Annotated in this window: 14 protein-coding genes; 6 read left to right on the forward strand and 8 right to left on the reverse strand. The window is 60.7% G+C overall.

The window, feature by feature from the left end; all coding sequences use genetic code 11:
- Positions 1-9: 9 nt before the first annotated feature.
- Positions 10-1,137, reverse strand: coding sequence for a putative NPN-dependent ornithine cyclodeaminase (locus L4X63_RS18915; RefSeq protein WP_250680221.1), 1,128 nt, complete (start codon positions 1,135-1,137; stop codon positions 10-12).
- 220 nt (positions 1,138-1,357) lie between these two features.
- Here L4X63_RS18915 and lepA point away from each other — a divergent pair, with 220 nt between their 5' ends.
- Positions 1,358-3,157 (forward strand): translation elongation factor 4, encoded by a 1,800-nt coding sequence (gene lepA / locus L4X63_RS18920; protein WP_250680222.1) that lies wholly within the window; start codon positions 1,358-1,360, stop codon positions 3,155-3,157.
- Positions 3,158-3,206: 49 nt separating this feature from the next.
- Positions 3,207-3,887: a signal peptidase I gene (gene lepB, locus L4X63_RS18925; protein WP_250680223.1), complete on the forward strand. Its 681-nt coding sequence runs from the start codon at positions 3,207-3,209 to the stop codon at positions 3,885-3,887.
- A gap of 243 nt (positions 3,888-4,130) precedes the next feature.
- On the opposite strand, the gene L4X63_RS18930 is transcribed toward lepB, so the two are convergent.
- Positions 4,131-5,444, reverse strand: coding sequence for an aminotransferase class I/II-fold pyridoxal phosphate-dependent enzyme (locus L4X63_RS18930; protein ID WP_250680224.1), 1,314 nt, complete (start codon positions 5,442-5,444; stop codon positions 4,131-4,133).
- 284 nt (positions 5,445-5,728) lie between these two features.
- On the opposite strand from L4X63_RS18930, the gene L4X63_RS18935 reads away from it, so the two are divergent.
- Together L4X63_RS18935 and L4X63_RS18940 are read left to right on the forward strand one after the other, a co-directional pair.
- A complete protein-coding gene (locus tag L4X63_RS18935; protein ID WP_250680225.1) occupies positions 5,729-10,207 on the forward strand; it encodes a DEAD/DEAH box helicase in 4,479 nt (1,492 codons plus the stop codon).
- A gap of 44 nt (positions 10,208-10,251) precedes the next feature.
- On the forward strand, positions 10,252-10,872 hold the full coding sequence (locus tag L4X63_RS18940; RefSeq protein WP_250680226.1) for an HdeD family acid-resistance protein: 621 nt from the start codon (positions 10,252-10,254) through the stop codon (positions 10,870-10,872).
- Between the two features lie 102 nt (positions 10,873-10,974).
- Here the strand turns inward: L4X63_RS18940 and L4X63_RS18945 are convergent, their stop codons facing one another.
- From L4X63_RS18945 to L4X63_RS18960, 4 genes are all read right to left on the reverse strand, one after another.
- Positions 10,975-11,247, reverse strand: a complete 273-nt coding sequence (locus L4X63_RS18945; protein WP_250680227.1) for a hypothetical protein — start codon at positions 11,245-11,247, stop codon at positions 10,975-10,977.
- Between the two features lie 325 nt (positions 11,248-11,572).
- Positions 11,573-12,745: a cysteine desulfurase NifS gene (gene nifS / locus L4X63_RS18950; RefSeq protein ID WP_250680228.1), complete on the reverse strand. Its 1,173-nt coding sequence runs from the start codon at positions 12,743-12,745 to the stop codon at positions 11,573-11,575.
- Complete coding sequence (nifU, locus tag L4X63_RS18955) at positions 12,745-13,608, reverse strand: Fe-S cluster assembly protein NifU (protein WP_250680229.1); 864 nt, start codon at positions 13,606-13,608, stop codon at positions 12,745-12,747. Before nifU ends, nifS begins: the two co-directional genes overlap by 1 nt.
- Before the next feature lie 404 nt (positions 13,609-14,012).
- Positions 14,013-15,431: a phosphoglucomutase/phosphomannomutase family protein gene (locus L4X63_RS18960; RefSeq protein WP_250680230.1), complete on the reverse strand. Its 1,419-nt coding sequence runs from the start codon at positions 15,429-15,431 to the stop codon at positions 14,013-14,015.
- Between the two features lie 217 nt (positions 15,432-15,648).
- Between L4X63_RS18960 and L4X63_RS18965 the strand changes: the two genes are divergently transcribed.
- Positions 15,649-15,942 (forward strand): PxxKW family cysteine-rich protein, encoded by a 294-nt coding sequence (locus L4X63_RS18965; RefSeq protein ID WP_250680231.1) that lies wholly within the window; start codon positions 15,649-15,651, stop codon positions 15,940-15,942.
- 418 nt (positions 15,943-16,360) lie between these two features.
- The gene (locus L4X63_RS18970; protein ID WP_250680232.1) at positions 16,361-16,813 is read left to right on the forward strand and encodes an NUDIX domain-containing protein; all 453 of its coding nucleotides are present in this window, start codon (positions 16,361-16,363) and stop codon (positions 16,811-16,813) included.
- 398 nt (positions 16,814-17,211) lie between these two features.
- Here the strand turns inward: L4X63_RS18970 and L4X63_RS18975 are convergent, their stop codons facing one another.
- Positions 17,212-18,042 carry a menaquinone biosynthetic enzyme MqnA/MqnD family protein gene (locus L4X63_RS18975; RefSeq protein ID WP_250680233.1) on the reverse strand — a complete coding sequence of 277 codons (831 nt, stop codon included), beginning with the start codon at positions 18,040-18,042 and terminating at the stop codon, positions 17,212-17,214.
- Between the two features lie 161 nt (positions 18,043-18,203).
- The gene (gene gcvH, locus L4X63_RS18980; RefSeq protein WP_250680234.1) at positions 18,204-18,602 is read right to left on the reverse strand and encodes a glycine cleavage system protein GcvH; all 399 of its coding nucleotides are present in this window, start codon (positions 18,600-18,602) and stop codon (positions 18,204-18,206) included.
- Positions 18,603-18,604: the final 2 nt, after the last annotated feature.

The raw sequence follows: 18,604 nt of genomic DNA on the forward strand, positions 1-18,604 counted from the left end.
TTCTGGCTATTACTCCAGCTCTCCCACCTCGCCGCCGTTTCCTTCCGTCTGCTTCAGGTTATTCCAAAGGTTGACGATGAAATCCTGGGCGTTGGTAAGGATGGCCATCGCCTGGGCGGAGCCCCGGTTGGCGAGCTTGTCCGCGCAGAACTCGGTCATGTCGACGACGTAGAAGAAGACCGGCCGCACCGTGCCGTCTTGCCGCACGTGGTAGCTCGGCACCATGTTGCCGAAGGCGATCGAATGCAGCTGGGTCGCGACCGCGATCACCGTGGTAGCCTTCTTGGCGATCTCCCGCATGGCGTCCTGGGCGCGGTAGGCATCGCCGATCACCTCGGGAAGCGGGCCGTCGTCCCGGATGGATCCGGCCAGCACGATCGGGATCTTCTTCCGGTAGCAGGCGTACATGATCCCGTCGGCAAGTCCCAGCTCCTCGATGGCTGCCGCCATGGAGCCCCTCTTCCTCACCTCGTTGATGATGTCCAGGTGGTTGTAGTGGCCAAGGGGCTGGGAGGCCTGGGTGTAGATGTCCTGCCCAAGCCCGGTCCGGAAGCGGGCCGCCTCCAGGTCGTGGGTGGCGAGGGCGTTGCCCGCCAAAAGGGCATGGCAGAAGCCGCTTTCCACGAGCCCCTGCATCGCGCTCCGGCTGTCCTTGTCGAAAGCGACGGCGGGGCCCAGCACCCAGACGATGAAACCGCCCTCGCGGTCCTCCCGGAGCACCTTGTAAAGCTCATCATAGGAGCGGGAAAAAGGGGTCTCGCGGGTGCCGCGGCTGCGGAAGGAGAACTTGTCGGGGGCTCCCTCGCCGAAGGACTGGAAACCTCCCACGTGGACGAAGATCCCCTCCTCCCCGTTTTCGGTCCTCCCCACCACCACCGGATCCCCCTTCCTCACCCGGCGCGGTTCGACCACTTCAAGTGACCTCCCCTTCAGCACCAGGACGCAATCCATCCTGCTCTCGGCCGCGAGCACCCAGTCACCGCCGCCAAGATGTACGTATTCGGGGAAGTTCGAGGTTCCGTGGTAGTTGTCGGGAAGGATTCCATCTGCCGGGGCGGGAGAAACCCGGACCGGCGGGGCATCTGAGAGCCCCGGGGAGGAAAAGCCGGGCGGGACATAAACTGGAATGATCGACATGGATGACACCTCCGGCAGAGGAGCCGCGGCGGGTGGCCGCTGAAAGCAGCTCCTTCCGCTTCGCTTCTCATTTAAAACTCTAGCACGGGGGGTAAAACTTACAATTTCGCGAAGCCGCCAGCGGCGCACCTTCCAGGGTATACACAGGGAGAAATCCCTTTACAATCAACTGGCAGTTCTATACTATTCATTAGTTAAACTCGACCGGATAAAGGACAGTATGGTAATAGAGCACATTCGCAACTTTTCCATAATCGCCCATATCGATCACGGGAAATCCACCCTCGCAGACCGCCTCCTCGAATTCACCGGCACCCTCTCTCAACGGGAAAAGCAAGACCAGTTCCTCGACAAGATGGATCTGGAACGCGAGCGTGGAATTACCATCAAGGCCCAGACGGTGCGCCTTAGGTACAAGGCCAACGACGGGAAGGATTACATCCTCAACCTGATCGACACCCCGGGACACGTGGACTTCAGCTATGAAGTCTCGCGCTCCCTTACCGCCTGCGAAGGGGGGCTTTTGGTGGTGGACGCCTCCCAGGGGGTCGAGGCCCAGACGCTTGCCAACGTCTACCTGGCTCTCGATGCCGATCTGGAAGTCTTCGTGGTGCTCAACAAGATCGACCTTCCGGCCGCCGAGCCGGAGCGCGTCAAGCAGGAGATCGAGGACATCATCGGCCTCGACACCCACGACGCCGTGCTGGCCAGCGCCAAGGAAGGGATCGGCACCAAAGATATCCTCGAAGAGATCGTCAAGAAGATCCCGCCCCCGCAGGGCGACCCCAACAAGCCGCTGAAAGCGCTCCTCTTCGACTCGTGGTACGACCAGTACCAGGGGGTCATCATCCTGGTCCGGATCATCGACGGGGTAGTGAAGAAGGGAGACAAGATTCAGCTGATGTCGACCCGCAAGACCCACGAGGTCCTGAAGGTCGGCGTCTTCTCGCCGGACATGCGCGAAGTGGACTCCCTTACCGCGGGCGAGGTCGGTTTCGTCATCGCCGGCATCAAGGAAGTGGCCGACGCCAAGGTCGGTGACACCGTCACACAGCTGCACAACCCGTGCGACTCGCCGCTCCCCGGCTACAAGGAAGTGAAGCCGATGGTGTTCTCGGGGCTCTACCCGATCGACACCTCCCAGTACGAGCAGCTGCGCGACGCGCTCGCCAAGCTCAAGCTGAACGACTCCTCCTTCTCCTACGATCCGGAGACCTCCATCGCGCTTGGCTTCGGTTTCCGCTGCGGCTTCCTCGGCCTTCTCCACATGGAGATCATTCAGGAGCGGCTCGAGCGCGAGTTCAACCTCGAGCTGATCACCACCGCCCCGACCGTCGTCTACCGGGTCCACCGGACCGACGGGAGCATGATCACCATCCAGAGCGCCAACCAGCTTCCTCCCACCCAGGAGATCAATTACGTCGAGGAGCCGTTCATCCTCGCCTCCATCCACGTCCCCAACGACTTCGTCGGCGGGATCCTGGCCCTTTGCGAGGAGAAGCGCGGCGTGCAGCGGGAGATCAAGTACCTCACCCCGACCAGGGTGATGGTGGTCTACGAGCTGCCCTTGAACGAGGTGGTGCTCGACTTCTACGACCGCTTGAAATCGATCACCAAGGGGTATGCGTCGCTCGATTACGAGATACTCGACTACCGCCAGAGCGAGCTGGTGCGGCTCAACATCATGATCAACGGCGAGGTGGTGGACGCCCTCTCCCTGATCATCCACAAGGACAAGGCCTACTACCGCGGCCGGGAACTGGTTTCCAAGATGAAAGAGCTGATCCCGCGCCAGATGTTCGAGATCGCCATCCAGGCGGGGGTCGGCACCAAGGTCATCGCCAGGGAAACCGTGAAGGCGCTCAGGAAGGACGTACTCGCCAAGTGCTACGGCGGCGACATCACCAGGAAGCGCAAGCTCCTGGAGAAACAGAAGGAAGGTAAGAAGCGGATGAAGAACGTCGGAAACGTGGAACTGCCGCAGGAGGCATTCCTGGCCATCCTCAAGGTCGAGGGTTAGCCACCGGCAGAGAAGGATCTCCGCGCAACCAAAAGGGGAAAAGACTTTTATGGAAGATTACAAGAATGTGGTAGCCGACAAACCGGTAGAGGGAGATCCCGCCAAACCGGAGGTCAAACCGTACAAGGGCAAACACATCGTCAGGGAGTACGTCGAGTCCATCCTGATCGCGGTCCTGCTGGCGATGGTGATCCGAACCTTCGTCGTGCAGGCTTTCAAGATTCCCTCCGGCTCCATGGAAGACACCCTCGCCATCGGCGACCACATCCTCGTTAACAAGTTCATCTACGGGGCCAAGATCCCCTTCACCAACACCCGCCTTCTCAAGATCAGGGATCCCCACCGGGGGGACGTCATCGTCTTCGAGTACCCCGAAGACCCCTCCAAGGACTTCATCAAGCGCGTCATCGGCACTCCGGGCGACACCGTCGAGATCAAGGAAAAGCACGTCTATGTGAACGGCAAGCTCTACGAGAACCCGCACGAGGTCCACAAGGAGAGCGACGTCATTCCCAAGGAGATGAACCCGCGCGACTTCAAGGATCCGGTCAAAGTTCCGGCCAACTCCTACTTCGTGATGGGTGACAACCGCGACCGCTCCTACGACAGCCGCTTCTGGGGCTTCGTCACCATGGATAAGATCAAGGGTCTGGCGTTCATCAAGTACTGGTCCTGGGACAGCACCAAGATGCGCGTCCGCTTCGGCAGCATCGGGAAGCTGATCAACTAAACACCTAAAACCGTGATAGAACACGGATGACACGGATTGAACGGATAACTGCGGATCAATCCTGATCTATAAGGAAAGGCGGATTTGCCAATGGCAGATCCGCCTTTTTCTTTGGCCATTGGATGCGGGCACCAAAGGCAAATCCCCCTAAATCCCCCTTTAACAAGGGGGACTTTAAACACAAAAGGCCCACCGGGATTGCCGGTGGGCCTTTCATTTAACGAAGCGAACCTTCTTCCCGATTTACATCCCCGGGGTCAGGTCCTGTACGCCCTTATAGACGATGTCGAACAGTTCCGGAATGTCACTCTCAGCGATGCAGGAGAAGGCGATACGGAGGTCGGTCTTGGTGGTGGAGATGGCGCCCACGCCGTACTTGTCGAGCAGATGGACCCTCAGCTTTTCGGCGTCCACGGTCTTGAGCTTGAGGCACATGAAGTAGCCGGAGTTGAACGGGTAGTAATCCCACGCCTTCTCGTACTTGCCGCGGTTGAGCACTTCCTTGGTTTTCAGGGCGCGCCCTTTCATGACCTGGAACTTCTCTTCCTTCTGGGCGAGGAATTCCGGAGAGCGGAGCGCCTCGATCACGAAGGTCTGGGAGGGGTGCGGGCAGTTGGAGATGCGGGCACGGATGATACCCATGGCCTTCTTCTCGAGGGCGTTGATGACCGGAGCGTTCTCGTAGTCGTTGCCGTCGGCGAAGGTGACAAAGCCGGTACGGAAGCCCCAGACGAACTCCTCCTTGGTGGCGCCGTCGAGTTTGATGGCCAGGATGCGCGGGTGCAGGTTGGCCAGTTTGCCGAACAGCGACTCCTTCAGGCTGTTCTCGTAGAAGAGGCCGAAGTAGGCGTCATCGGTGATGGCAACCACGTTGCAGCCACCCTCGGCGACTTCCTTGATGGCGGCCACCAGGGCGTCACCCTCTTCCACGGTCGGGGTGTAGCCGGAGGGGTTGTTCGGGAAGTTCAGCAGTACGATGACTTTCCCCTTCTCCTCGGCGGAGTTCTGGAGCACGGCCTTGAAAGCGTCGATGTCGTAGCCGCCGGTCGCGGTGAAAGTCGGGTGCTTCTTCACGATGGCGCCCGAGCAGGTGCCGAAGGTCAGGTTATAGTTACCCCAGAGCATGTCCGGAAGGATGAGGTGGTCGCCCTTGTCGACGAACATGTCGGAGACGATGGAGAGGCCATGGGTGAGCGCGTTGGTGACGATCGGGTTGCTGAAGTGCTTGCCCACCTGGCTCGGGTTCTCACGCAGCATCTTCTCCCGCCAAAGGGAGCGGAGTTCCGGCTTGCCGGCGGGAGGAGCGTACGGGAAGATGTCCTTCGGGTCGAAGGAGGAGAGTTTATCCTGAATGCAGGAGAGATACATCGGGCCGCCGTTTTCGGTGGCGATGCCGATGGTGGCGTTGAACTTATGAGCTTTTTCCTTGGCTTCTGCCGACTGGGTCAGGATGCCCTTCGGAAAGAAGAGATTCTTGCCGAGATCGGAGAGCATCTCCAAAACGTGCGGGCTGTGCTGCGCTAACTGCTCGTTCAATTCAGCGGCCAATGGGTTCATCAGTTCCTCCTGGATCTTTTATGTTGATGTCTTCCGGGCGCCAGCCCTGGAGATTACTGAAAACGCCATTTAATCAGCATCACGCCCTTGTTGTCAACGGTTATGTCGCGTGAATGCCAGTAATGAGCAAAATTGATACAGCTACTTCAGCACGTAATGCGACAGTGTACTTTAGTTGCACGATAGGCACGGGTACATCTCAACTGCGTGCATTGCAGCCAAAGGCTCCCCCCACTCTTCCGTGCTATAATCGTTAACTGTCCCCCCAATCGTTACGAGACCTTATGCCACCGAACGTCCTCAGTCATTTCCATCCGCTCATCGCCCGATGGTTCACCGAAACCGTGGGAGAGCCGACCGATGTGCAGCTTCGCGCCTGGGCGGAGATCATGCTCGGGCGCCACGTCCTGGTCACGGCTCCCACCGGCAGTGGAAAAACGCTGGCGGCGTTCCTGTGGGCGATCAACCAACTGGTCACCGGCGCCTGGCCTTCCGGCGAAACCAGGGTCCTTTACATCTCCCCTCTCAAAGCCCTTAACAACGACGTCCGCCGGAATCTCCTGGCTCCGCTTGAGGATCTCAGGCAGTACTTCGCGAAGGCTGGCGCCACCTTCCCGGCCATCGGCGTCCAGACCCGTAGCGGGGATACCGCCGGCAGCGAACGCCGTAGGATGCTCCGCCATCCTCCCGAAATCCTGATCACCACACCGGAAAGCCTCAACATCCTCCTCACCTCCAAAGGGAGCCGCGCCACCCTCACCGCCGTGTTGACCGTTATCCTCGACGAGATCCACGCCGTCGCCGGCAACAAGCGCGGAACCCATCTCATCACCGGCGTCGAACGCCTCACCCTGCTAAGCGGAGAGTTCCAGCGCATCGCCCTCTCCGCCACGGTCCGCCCCCTGGAAACCGTCGCCGAGTTCGTCGGGGGACAGCGCCTGGCCGGGCGGGATTTCCAGCGCCGCCCGGTCGCCCTGGTGCGAGGGGAGCGGACCAAACGGTTCGATCTCCGGATCACTGCGCCGCAAGAGAGCGAGCGCGGCCCAGAAGACGAGTTCTGGCTGCCACTTGCCCGCCGCTTCGCCGAGATCATCCGGGAGCACCGCTCCACCCTCTTCTTCGCCAACAGCAGGAGGACCACCGAGAAGATCACCCGCCTCATCAACGAGGAGAGCGGGGAGGAAGTAGCCTACTCGCACCACGGCTCGCTCTCCCGCGAGATCCGCCTGGCAGTGGAGGAAGGGCTCAAGCGGGGTGAGCTGAAGGCGATCGTAGCGACCAACTCGCTGGAACTCGGCATCGACATCGGAAAGCTGGACAGCGTGGTGCTGATCCAGACCCCGCGCTCCATCTCCTCGGCAATCCAGCGGATCGGCCGCTCGGGCCACGGCGTCGGCGAAACCAGTTCCGGCCTTCTCTTCCCCACCAACGGCATGGACTTCATCTCCGCCGCCGTCATCTCCCGCGCCATCGCCGAGGGTGAGATCGAGGAGCTGCATCCCATCGAGGCCCCCCTCGACCTCCTGGCCCAGATCATCCTCTCCATGGCCCTCCCCGAACAGTGGAACCTGGAGGACCTGTACGAGTTCCTGAGGTGCAGTTACCCGTACCGGAACCTCTCCCGCCAGCAGTTCGACCTCGTGGTCGGGATGCTGGAAGGAAAGTACGCCGACTCCCGGGTGATCGAGCTCAAGCCGAGGGCCACCGTGGACCGGCTGGAGGATACCATCTCCACCAAGCCGGGGCTCTCCATGCTCATTTACCTGGAGGGAGGCACCATCCCGGAACGCGGCTACTACGAGCTTCGGGTCAAGGAGAGCGGCGCCAAGATCGGCGAGCTCGACGAGGAGTTCGTCTGGGAAAGAAAGCTCGGGGATACCTTCGCCTTGGGTGCCCAGGTCTGGCAGATCACCGAGATCACCCACAGCACCGTCCAGGTCGTCGCCGCCCATAAGCCCCAGCAGATCATCCCGTTCTGGCGGGCGGAGGAGCTCGACCGCGATTTCTTCTACTCCGAGAAGGTCTCCACCTTCCTCGAGTACTGCGCCGGCAATCTGGAAAGCGATAGCTTCCTCGATGACATGCGCGAGCGCCACTCCATGGACGAGACCGCCGCCGAGGCGCTGCGGGCCTTCCTGCGCAGACAGCGCGAGGCCAGCGGAAGCGAGCTTCCCCACCGGCACCACCTCCTGGTGGAGCACTTCCACGATCCCCTGGCGGACGGCGAGGCCCAGCAGATCATCCTCCACACCCTGTGGGGAAACAGCCTCAACCGCCCCTTCACCTTCGCCCTCGCCGCCGCCTGGGAAAAGCGCTACGGTTACCCGCTCCAGACCTTCTACAACAACGACGGGATCGCCATTCTGGTGCCGCACGAGGTCGAACTGGACGAGATCCTCTCCCTGGTGGTGCCGGAGAATCTCGAGCCGCTGTTGCGGGTCTCCCTGGAAGGAACCGGCTACTTCGGCGCCCGCTTCCGGGAGAACGCAGGGCGCGCACTTCTTTTGTCTCGTACAAGCTTCAAACGCCGGATGCCGCTGTGGCTGAACCGCCTCCGCTCGAAGAAGCTCCTCGCCTCCGTGCTCAAGTACCGCGACTTCCCGGTCCTTTTGGAGACCTGGCGCTCGGCGCTGCAGGACGACTTCGACTTGGCCGACCTCAGGCGGATGCTGGAGGAGCTCCATGACCGCGAGATCCGGGTCACCGAGATACGCACCACCGCCGCCACGCCGTTCGCCCGCGACCTGATCTGGCTCCAGACCAACAAGTACGTCTACGAGGACGACACCCCGCTGGCCACCCGGACCTCGGCGCTCGGGCAGGACCTCCTGAAGGAGCTCGCCTTCTCCTCGCACCTGCGTCCCCGCCTTCCGAAGGAATTGATCGCCATTTTCGAGGCCAAGCAGCACCGAACAGCCCCCGGCTACGCTCCCGATTCCCCGCGGGAGCTGATCGATTGGGTGAAAGAGCGGTTGCTGATTCCACTGGACGAATGGCGGGATCTCCAGGGGGCCATGGAGCGCGATAGCGGCCTCGCTCCCGAAGAGGTATCCCGGGAGGTGAGGGAACGGGTTTGCCTGGTCGGAATCCCGGGAGCCGCCGCGCCTCTCGTCTCGGCCGTCGAAATGCTGCCGGAAGTGACGCGGGGAGTAGCCCGGAAGTGGCAGGAACTGACCCTGGAGCCCCTGACCGGAGAGGAGTCGCTCCGTCCGCGGCTGGCCGATCTTGCCCGCACCATGGTGGAACGGGCGGGCCGGGCGGCCGCGGGTGAGGGAAGCGAGGACGAGACCGGCCCCGCATCTCTCCTCGGGAAGTGGCTCGCCTACAATGGTCCGGTGGATTTGAGCGGGCTGCAGGCGGCGCTCGGGATCCCGCCTGCCACGTTCCAGGAGGCCATCGGCGATCTCGAGGAGAGTAGCCAGGTCGTCGTCGACTCCTTCAGCGAAGGGGTGGGCGAAACCCGGCAGGTCTGCGACGCGGCAAACCTGGAATCGCTCTTGAGAATGCTCCGCCGCTCGCGCAGGGCACCCTTCGAGGCGCTGGAGCTCTCCTTCCTCCCCCTTTTCCTGGCCCACCACCAGGGAGTCGTCCGGCGGGGGGATTCGGTGGACGATCTGCGGAGGAAACTGGAGCAGTTGCTCGGCACGCCGCTGCCGGCCGCCGCCTGGGAGGAGGAAGTACTTCCCGCCCGGCTCCATCCGTACTTCACCCCCTGGCTCGACAGCCTCATGCAGTCAAGCGACCTGCTCTGGTTCGGTTGCGGCGATAAGAAGCTCTCCTTCGCCTTCCCCGAGGACCTCGATCTCTTCCAGGACCAGGTAGAGAGCGGAGGAGCCGGCGAGGAAACCATCGCCCGCCTCATCCCGGACCCGAAGGGTCACTACTCCCTGCCAACCATCTGCCTAACCACCGGGCTTTCGTCGGCAACCGTGGCAGGCGACCTCTGGAATCTCGCTTGGCGCGGAAAAGTCAGCAACGACTCCTTCGCGGCGGTCCGCAAGGGGATCCTCAACCGCTTCACATCGAAGGAAGCGGAGCCCCGAAGAGACTACCGCCGCCCCCCGCTCCCCAGCCGCTGGAACCGCGGCCAGGAACACGCCGGCAACTGGTACCTCCTCCCCGGCACGCCCCCCTCGCCGGATATCCTCGAGCGGGAGGAGAGGAACAAGGACCGGGTGCGGGTGCTGTTAGAGCGCTACGGCATCCTCTTCAAGGAACTCCTGACGCGGGAGCTCCCGTCCCTGCAGTGGAGCAGGCTCTTCCGCACCCTGCGCATCATGGAGATGTCGGGGGAGATTCTTTCGGGGAACTTCTTCGAGGGGCTGCCGGGTCTCCAGTTCGTTTCCCACGAGGCGTTCAGGGAACTCGAGAAAGGGCTTCCGCGAGAGATGGTGTACTGGATGAACGCCACCGACCCGGCCTCTCTCTGCGGAAGCGGGCTGGACGGGATCCGCGAACGGCTACCCTCCCGCCTCCCCTCCACCCACCTGGTGTACCGGGACACCGAGCTCGTGCTGGTCTCGAAGCGCTATGGAAAGGAGCTCGACTTCCAGGCGCCCCCGGACGACCCGCGGCTGCCGGAATACCTCACGTTCTTCAAGGTCCTTTTGACCCGGGAGTTCAACCCGCTCAAGCGGGTGCCGGTGCAGAGCATCAACGGCAAGGCTGCGGCCTCGTCTCCCTATGCGAAACCGCTCAAAGAATTCGGCTTCGAGGAGTCCTACGACGGCCTGGAATTGTGGAGGAGGTACGAGGTACAATAACATAAGCGGGTTAGCGGTTTTAACTCCACAAGGAGGTGAATGGTATGCGGTTCTCTACCCCTCACGGGCATGACCTCTTTCACCACGGACTCTTCCAGCACAGCTGGTTCGCCCATGACATCTACGACGACGTCGGCGTTCACCGCGGATGGCTGGCCATCTCGGGGATCCTCTTTTTCCTCTTCGGGATAATCGGATTCTTCATGGCCGCCGCCATGACCGTCGCCAGCGTGATCTTCTTCGGCGCCCTGGCCATCGCTGGCGGCATCATCCAACTGGTGCAGAGCTTCTCGTATCACGGCCAGCGGTACGTGATAGGCGGCGCCCTGCTCGGTGTTCTCTACGTGATTGCCGGGATTCTGATCGTCAGCAACCCGGTCGCCGCTTCGTTGAGCCTCACGCTCTTCCTCGCCGGAGCCCTGATCGCCCTCGGCGCGGTTCGGATCGGCTTCTGGCTCCAGCATAGATCTCACCGGTACTGGCTCTGGTCGATCATTTCGGGCCTCATCTCGATCGTGCTCGGCTTCCTGATCATCGCGCAGTGGCCGGTTACCGGGCTCTGGGTGATCGGTCTCTTCGTCTCGCTGGAAATGATTTTCCACGGTGCATCCGCCCTCGGCTTGGCGATGGAGGGTACCACGCCCACCACGAAACGGATGCTGTAGTACAACCAAAACCGAGGCGGTTACCATGACCGCCGAACGCAAAAAAGCCGCTCCCATACGGGGGCGGCTTTTTTGTCTCTATGAAAACCGCTGGCCAGGTTGTTACTTGGGCGGCGGGGGAACCTGCTGTTCCGTGGTGGTCGTGGTGGTGGTCGTCTCTTTCTTCATGACCTTTTTGTGGTGCTTTTTGTGGTGTTTTTTCTTGTGATGCTTTTTGTGGTGCTTCATGGGGGCCTTGGTTTCACCGCCGGCCGGCGCGCTGGTGGCTGCAGGTTCCGTGGTGGTGGTCGTGGTGGTCGTTTCGGCTGCCGACACAAGGGCGGCAAAGGAAAGGGCTACCAGGGCACTGGCGATAACGGTAAGAACTCGTTTCATGGTCAGCCTCCTGAGTTGCGTGGTTAACTTCCTTACCCTAGGCTTTAGCATACAGCGTACCAACTAGGTGCCGGAGATCCACTCCCCTTCAAGGGGAAAGACGGGGCGAGAATGAGGCCGTGTTTTCAGCCACTTACCAGAGACACCCTGATGCACGGATCGTTTGAAAGCAATGGGGAAGAGTATCCTCCCTCCGCAACCGAAATTCCCTACCGCAAAAGGTAAATTGTCCGCCCGTTTTGAGGCTGCCCCAGGCAACAAAAAGGGGGACGAGCCGAAGCCTGTCCCCCTCTTTACCGGTTGCGTACCTCCCCGCGGGGAAGTTCTACTTCTTGTTCAAAAACTCCCTGCCGAAGGGAGACATCTCACGCAGACGGTGGATGATCGGCGGAAGCTCCTTAATGACGGTATCGATCTCGGCGTCGGTGGTGAAACGGGAGAGCGAGAAGCGGATCGAGCCGTGGGCGCAGGTGAAGGGCACCCCCATGGCGCGCAGAACGTGGGAAGGCTCCAGCGACCCGGAGGTGCAGGCGCTCCCCGAGGAGGCGCAGATTCCCTTTTCGGAGAGGAGCAGCAGGATCCCCTCCCCTTCCACAAATTCCATGGCGATGGAAAGGGTGTTCGGGAGGCGATCGGCGCCGCCGCCGTTGATCCGGGTGTTGGGGATCAGGGCGGAAAGCTCACGCTCCAGGCGGTCGCGCATGGCGCGCACGCGGGTGTTTTCGTCCGCCATGTGCTCCATGGCCAGCTCGCATGCCTTGCCCATGGCGATGATGGAGGCGGTGTTCTCGGTGCCGGCCCGGCGGCCGCGCTCCTGGTGGCCGCCGACCAAGAACGGACGGAACGGAGTGCCACGGCGGACATAGAGAACGCCGACCCCCTTGGGGGCGTGCAGCTTATGGCCGGAGATGGAGAGGAGATCGATGGAAGAGGCCGCCATGTCGAGCGGGATCTTTCCGACGGCCTGCACGGCGTCGGTGTGGAAGAGCGCGCCCTTGGCCTTGACGAGCTTGGCCGCCTCCTCGATGGGGAAGATGACCCCGGTCTCGTTGTTGGCGTACATGAGGGAGACCAGTGCAGTATCGTCGTCGAGGGCCGCTTCCAGCTCAGCCATGTCGAGGCGTCCTTCGCCGTCGACGTTGAGCTCGGTGACGCGGTAGCCGCGCTTGGTCAGGTTGCGGCACTGGGTCAAAACCGCCGGGTGCTCGACGCGGCTGGTGATGATGTGACGCTTCTCCGGGAATACCTCCAGCGCGGAACGGATGGCGGAGTTGTCGCTCTCGGTCCCGCAGGCGGTGAAGACGATCTCGTCGGGGTGGGCGCCGAGCAGTGCCGCCACGCGGGCACGCGCCTGGTCGACCTTTTTCTGCACCTGGCCGCCGAAGAAGTGCATGGAGCTCGGGTTGCCGTACAGTTCGCAGAAGTACGGGCGCATCTCCTCGAAGACCAGCTCGTCTACCTTGGTGGTGGCGTTATTGTCGAGATAGATCTCCTTCATTATCCCTGGACCTCCTGGACGTTGATGTCGGGAGCGACCAGCTCGCGGAGCTTCTGCTCGACGAACTTGGCGGTGTAGCCGGAGGAGGCGCAACCGGCGCAGGCCTTGCGGAAGGCGACCTGGACGTTGGAGCCGTCGATGTCGACCAGCTCGAGGTCGCCGCCGTCAGCCCACAGCTGGGGACGGACCTCGTTTTCCAGGACTTCCTGGATGAGCTGCATCTTTTTCAGGTTGGTCAGCTTGGCGGCCGGCTTGCTGGCGGCAGCCTTCTTCTCCTCGCCCATGACCTCGGCAATGATCTCTTTGATCTTCGGGATGCAGCCGCCGCAGGCGCCACCGGCCTTGGTGAAATGGGTCACCTGCTCGGCGGTGTGCAGCTTGTTGGCGGCGATGACCTTCTTGAGGAAGCCGTCGGTCAGGCCGAAGCACTTGCAGACGATTTCGCCCTCGTTTTCGACATGGTCGTGGCCGTGCCCGTGCGCGGGAGCATCCACGCCGCGGTACTTGGCGATGGCGGCTTCGAGAGCCTCCTGCCCCATGACCGAGCAGTGCATTTTTTCTTCGGGAAGCCCGCCGAGGAAGTCGGCGATCTCCTGGTTGGTCACCTGGAGCGCCTCGTCGAGGGTTTTGCCCTTCACCATTTCGGTTAGAGCCGAGGAAGAGGCGATAGCGCTGCCGCAGCCGAAGGTCTGGAACTTGGCATCGACGATCCGCTCTTTCTTTTCATCCAGCTTGATGAACAGTTTGAGAGCGTCGCCGCAGGCCAGGCTTCCTACCTCGCCGACCGCATCGGCATCTTCTATCTCACCAACATTCCTCGGGTTGAGGAAGTGTTCTTTAACCTTATCAGTATAGTCCCACATAGACCCTCCTGTTTAGATAGTCTCGGTATCATAGCGCAAAGCTGGTTTAAATTGAAACCCAAAAGTTCCATCGATCTACAGCATAACGATCAGATAACACCTATTGGTTGACCTGCATCAACTTTATTGCAATTCCCGCTCCTTACTGACAGTTAAATCGATTAACAAATACCAACATCATCACCTGCCTGCTCTCATAGGCTGACATCCCGCCTTTTTATGACACTCCCCCCTTGGAAAAAGGGGGGCCGGGGGGGATTTAATCCAAGCCAGGGCCTAAATCAAATCCCCTTAAATCACCCTGTTTCAAAGGGGGACTTTCGTGCAGCTAAAGAAACAAACGGGCATGCGCTGCGTCTGGTGGCGCAGGCATGCCCGTTTGGTAAGCAATAAGAGCCCCGTCCCTAGCCCAGGATGAACTCTCTCCCGGCTTTCACCAGCGACTGCAGGCGGTCTTCGTTGGAGGCTTCGCAGTAGAGGCGTACCACCGGCTCGGTGCCGGACTTCCGGAAGAGGAGCCAGCTGCCGTCCTCGAGGATGAACTTGTTGCCGTCCACCGTGATCCGCTCCTTCACCTTCACCCCGGCGAAACTGTCGGGAGTGGCGGCGATGCGCTCGGGGAAGGCGGATTCGAGCTCGGGGGAGAGCTCCAGGTTGACCCTCTTGGTGAGGTAGCGGCCGACCTTGCTGTAGAGCCGCTCCAGGAGCTCCTTAACCGGCGCCCCTTCGTGGGCCACCATCTCGGCGGTCAAAAGGCAGGCGAGGATGCCGTCCTTCTCGGGAACGTGCCCCTTGATGGTGAGCCCGGCGCTCTCTTCGCCGCCGATGATGATCTTATCCTGCCCGATCAGCTCGCCGATGTACTTGAAGCCGACCGGCGTCTCGTAGACCGGGATCCCGTGCATCTTGGCCACCGCGTCGATCAGGTGGGAGGTGGCCACCGAGCGCCCTACCCCGCCGGTCATCCCCTTCACCCTGACCAGGTAATCGAGCAGCAGGGCAATAATATAGTTGGGCTCGATGAAGCTCCCGTCGCGGTCCACGATGCCGAAACGGTCGGCGTCACCGTCGGTGGAAATGCCGAGGTGGATCTCGGGATCCTGCTGGACGAGGCGGATGAAGTCCTGGATATACTTCTCGGAGGGCTCGGGAGGGAAGCCGCCGAAGTAAGGATCGCGATGGGCGTTCATCTGCACGACCTGCACGCCGTGCGCCTTGAGCGGTTCGGCGAGGTAGCCGCGGCCGGTGCCGTAGAGGGGATTGACGGCGAGGGTCCCGAGCTTGGCGATCTCCCGGAAGTCCACCTTCTTGGAGATGTCTTCAAGGTAGGCCTGCATCGGATCGATCTCTTCGAGGAGTCCTCTCCGCTTGGCCTCCTCGATGGAGATCTCCTGGTAGCAGATCTCTCCGGCCATCTCGTTGGCCCTGCGCTCGATATCGCGGGTGGTTTCGGGAAGTGCGGGCCCGCCGGAGGACGGGGACCACTTGATGCCGTTGTATTCGGGGGGATTGTGGCTGGCGGTGAAATTGATGGCCCCAGCAGTGTGGCGCCTTAAGATCTCGAAGGAAATTACCGGGGTCGGGGTGTCGCGCACGCAGAGAAAGCTCTTGATACCGGCCCCAGCCAGCACACTGACCGCCTCGCGGGCGAAGGACTCGCCCATGAAGCGGGAGTCGTATCCGACGATGATCCCCTTGCCGGCCTCTCCGGATTCCTTGACATTGTCCGCGATCGCCTGAGTCACCACCTTCACATTTTCAAAGATAAAATCCTCACACATGATGCCCCGCCAGCCAGAAGTGCCGAAGGTAATACGCTGCATAAAAATCCTCCCGAGGTATGATTGACGAGGCAGGGGGCCTGACCCATAAAACCGCGTCCAGTGCTGATTTGACCGAAGTTTAAAAGATTAATCGATTCTCCTGTGAGAGTCAAGTTTCACACAGAAAACTTGCGGCTTTTTGGGTTGACATTATTCTTTTGGAATTGGTAGAGTAACCTCTATCAACAATTTCGAAGGATTAGAGGAGGCTTCAACCATGCAATGTCAAACCGTACTTCCTGGTGCCGAGTGTACTTTTCAGGGTAAACAGGGTTGCGTCTTTACGAGTGGGTCTTGCCAGAACATTGTGGAAAACTGCGAAGGGTGCGACCGTGTAGTCGATTCCACCATCGGCAAAGTCTGCAGCGCTTACCCGGCTCCGGAAAAGAAGTGGGCTGCCGGCATCTGCAACTTCGCTTCCCACGTCAAGGTCGAGATTAAGACCGACGATGCGAAGATCAACCCGCTGAAAGCCTCCAAAAAGGCAGCCGGCTCCAAGAAGAAGAAGTAAGCGTTTCACCGACTGCGGCGACGCAAAAAGGGGAGGACTCGACATGGTCCTCCCTTTTTTTATGCACCGAGGCTCCCCTTTGCGTGGCGGCCGACTCGTAGGTTGGTGAAAGGGCATGCTCGTGCCGGATATTGCATTTCCGCCGGCGAAACTGCAATTTCGTTTTCGAAAACGTCACTTCGTCTCCAAAAACGTCATTTTTTTCCGCGAAACGTCATTTTTGCGGCTAAAATCGTCATTTCGTTTTTAAAAACGTCATTTCCAGCACCAAAACGTTAATTTCGTCGCCGAAATCGTCATTTCGTTTTCAAAATCGTCACTTCAGCTCAGAAAACGTCGCTTTTTCTCGCGAAACGTCATTTTTCATTCCGAAATGGTACTACATACCACCGGGGACTTTTTAATCCAGGAGGCGTCCATGGCTCACGATTCCCTCACCTGCCCCAACTGCGGGCATACGATCAAAGCGTACAGGAATCCGTTCCCCACCGTCGATGTCATCATCGAGCTAGCCGAGGGGATCGTGCTCATAGAACGGAAAAACGAGCCGTACGGGTGGGCGATTCCGGGAGGGTTCGTCGATTACGGCGAATCGGTTGAGACGGCGGCGGCCCGGGAGAGCCTGGAGGAGACGGGGCTCGAGGTGAATAACCTGCGGCTGCTCGGGGTCTACTCGGACCCCGCCAGGGACAAACGGAGCCACAACATATCCACGGTCTATGCCGCCACCGCGACCGGCAAGCCGCAGGCGGGGGACGATGCGGCGGGGCTCGCGGTGTTTCCGCTCGATCGGCTGCCGCAGCCTCTTTGCTTCGACCATGCGAAGATCCTGGCCGATTATGCGGCGAGGAAGCTCGCGGGAAGCATTTAAGAGAAAAGGCTGCAAACCATAAATCCCCCTGTCCACCCTTCGCAAAGGTTCATCGGGAAATTTCATGGAAGCTCAAGTCCCCCTTTGAAATGGGGGATTTAGGGGGATTTTCCCTGCTGCCAACGTCACAAATCCCCCCTGTCCCCCCTTTTTCAAAGGGGGGGACCTTCTATCCCCCAGTATTTACCGATGAACCTTCGCAAAGGGGGGACCTGATTCCGGCGTCCATGCTCTGTGGATGCATCGCGGGCGGTAGCTGGATCTGAGGATGAATGCGGGGTTAGCTAGAGCGGGCATTGCGGACGGCAGGCTAGAACGGACAGGGGCTGCTCACGCGGCCAAAGGGAAAAGAAGGCGTAAAGAAAAGCGGGGCACCGGTGATACCGGGCCCCGCTTTCTTATTCGATCTCGTCGAAGAAGCGGATATCGGGGAGCGTTGGGATGATCCCCATCTCGTAACAGTGGCGGAAGAATAGGCGGGCTCCATCCAGGTGGGCCGGAGTGAGCTCGTAGGAGATGGTCTGCCAGTAATCCACCAGCTCCTCCTCGCTCAACCACTCCCGCTCCACGCAGTTGCTCGCGATCTCGGGATAGCTCCGGTAGGCGAGCTCCTTGGCGGCCACCAGGTCGCGTCCCAAGGCCGCCAACTCGGCCCGCTTCTCGCGCGCCGCCTTGCGGGTCACGATCCAGAGGGCGAACACGAAGGGAAGACCGGTGAACCGGTGCCAGAGCTCGCCGAGGTCGTAGACCCGGTAGGGCCCGCCGGCGGCAGCCCCCTTCAGCGCCTTGTCACCGATTACCACCTGGGCGGGATACTTGGCCAGCGCCTCGTCAAGCGGAAGCGGGGTCCGCTCGAAGCTGTTTTCGAAGTTGTACATCCGGGACAGCAGCACCCGGGTGAGATTCACCGAGGTGTCGGATTCGGTGCTGAGCCCGATGGTGCAACCGTTCAACTCCTCCACCGGGACCGTCGAGAAGAGAAAGACGCTCTTGACCGGTCCGACGGCGCTGATGGAAAGCTCCCTCAGCAGGCAGTATTGCTCGTGGGCCTGGGCGTACTCGATCGAGGAGGACGGGCTGACGTCGAGCTCCCCTACCCTCAGCATCGCATTGAGGTGCGAGGGGACGCCGTCCACGAAGCGGTAGCCGGAGCAGTCGAAATTGGATTCAAGGGAGGTGAAGATGGGGGTGCAGTTGGCGTACTGGATGTGTCCGATATTGATAGTCACGGGAAAGCCTCTACCGAAAGTTTAACGGCCCCCCTCCCCCGGCCTCCGGCCACCCTCACCCTAAAGCGGCGAGGGGAGCGGCGGAAAAGGAAGGAGGCCAAAAAGAACAAGGCGAGAGATCATCTCGCCTTGTTGTTATGCAGTTCAATCTACGAGGTCCGTCACTCCTCGTCCTCATCCGACACGGAAACATACTCCTCGTATGCCTCCGCGGTCATCAGCAGGTTGGCTTCCTCTTCGTCCGCCATCTCGATGACCACCAGCCAGCCGGCGTCGTAGGGATCGTCGTTTACGAACTCGGGGGTGGTGTGCAGCTCCGAGTTCACCTCCAGGACGGTCCCGGAGAGGGGTGCGTACAGTTCGGCGACGGTTTTACGCGCCTCGATGGAGCCGAACGAGTCTTCCTGCTCCAGGTCGTCGCCCGCCTCCGGGAGATCGACGGAGGCGATGGTCCCCAGTTCCTTCTGGGCGTAGTCGGTGAGCCCGAAGACGGCGCGCGCTCCTTCCAGACGGACCCAGACGTGTTCCTTGCTGTACTTAAGCTCCTCAGGAAAATCCATAC

The organism is Geomonas sp. Red32 (assembly GCF_023652955.1).
Taxonomy (GTDB): Bacteria; Desulfobacterota; Desulfuromonadia; order Geobacterales; family Geobacteraceae; genus Geomonas.

What these genes read in the sequence shown, in the direction of transcription:
- L4X63_RS18935 (WP_250680225.1), top strand. Translation starts at nt 5,729, where the DNA reads ATGCCACCGAACGTCCTCAGTCATTTCCATCCGCTCATCGCCCGATGG.
- L4X63_RS18970 (WP_250680232.1), top strand. Translation starts at nt 16,361, where the DNA reads ATGGCTCACGATTCCCTCACCTGCCCCAACTGCGGGCATACGATCAAA.
- L4X63_RS18965 (WP_250680231.1), top strand. Translation starts at nt 15,649, where the DNA reads ATGCAATGTCAAACCGTACTTCCTGGTGCCGAGTGTACTTTTCAGGGT.
- L4X63_RS18960 (WP_250680230.1), bottom strand. Translation starts at nt 15,431, where the DNA reads ATGCAGCGTATTACCTTCGGCACTTCTGGCTGGCGGGGCATCATGTGT.
- lepA (WP_250680222.1), top strand. Translation starts at nt 1,358, where the DNA reads ATGGTAATAGAGCACATTCGCAACTTTTCCATAATCGCCCATATCGAT.
- nifU (WP_250680229.1), bottom strand. Translation starts at nt 13,608, where the DNA reads ATGTGGGACTATACTGATAAGGTTAAAGAACACTTCCTCAACCCGAGG.
- lepB (WP_250680223.1), top strand. Translation starts at nt 3,207, where the DNA reads ATGGAAGATTACAAGAATGTGGTAGCCGACAAACCGGTAGAGGGAGAT.
- L4X63_RS18915 (WP_250680221.1), bottom strand. Translation starts at nt 1,137, where the DNA reads ATGTCGATCATTCCAGTTTATGTCCCGCCCGGCTTTTCCTCCCCGGGG.
- gcvH (WP_250680234.1), bottom strand. Translation starts at nt 18,602, where the DNA reads ATGGATTTTCCTGAGGAGCTTAAGTACAGCAAGGAACACGTCTGGGTC.
- L4X63_RS18930 (WP_250680224.1), bottom strand. Translation starts at nt 5,444, where the DNA reads ATGAACCCATTGGCCGCTGAATTGAACGAGCAGTTAGCGCAGCACAGC.
- L4X63_RS18940 (WP_250680226.1), top strand. Translation starts at nt 10,252, where the DNA reads ATGCGGTTCTCTACCCCTCACGGGCATGACCTCTTTCACCACGGACTC.
- nifS (WP_250680228.1), bottom strand. Translation starts at nt 12,745, where the DNA reads ATGAAGGAGATCTATCTCGACAATAACGCCACCACCAAGGTAGACGAG.
- L4X63_RS18945 (WP_250680227.1), bottom strand. Translation starts at nt 11,247, where the DNA reads ATGAAACGAGTTCTTACCGTTATCGCCAGTGCCCTGGTAGCCCTTTCC.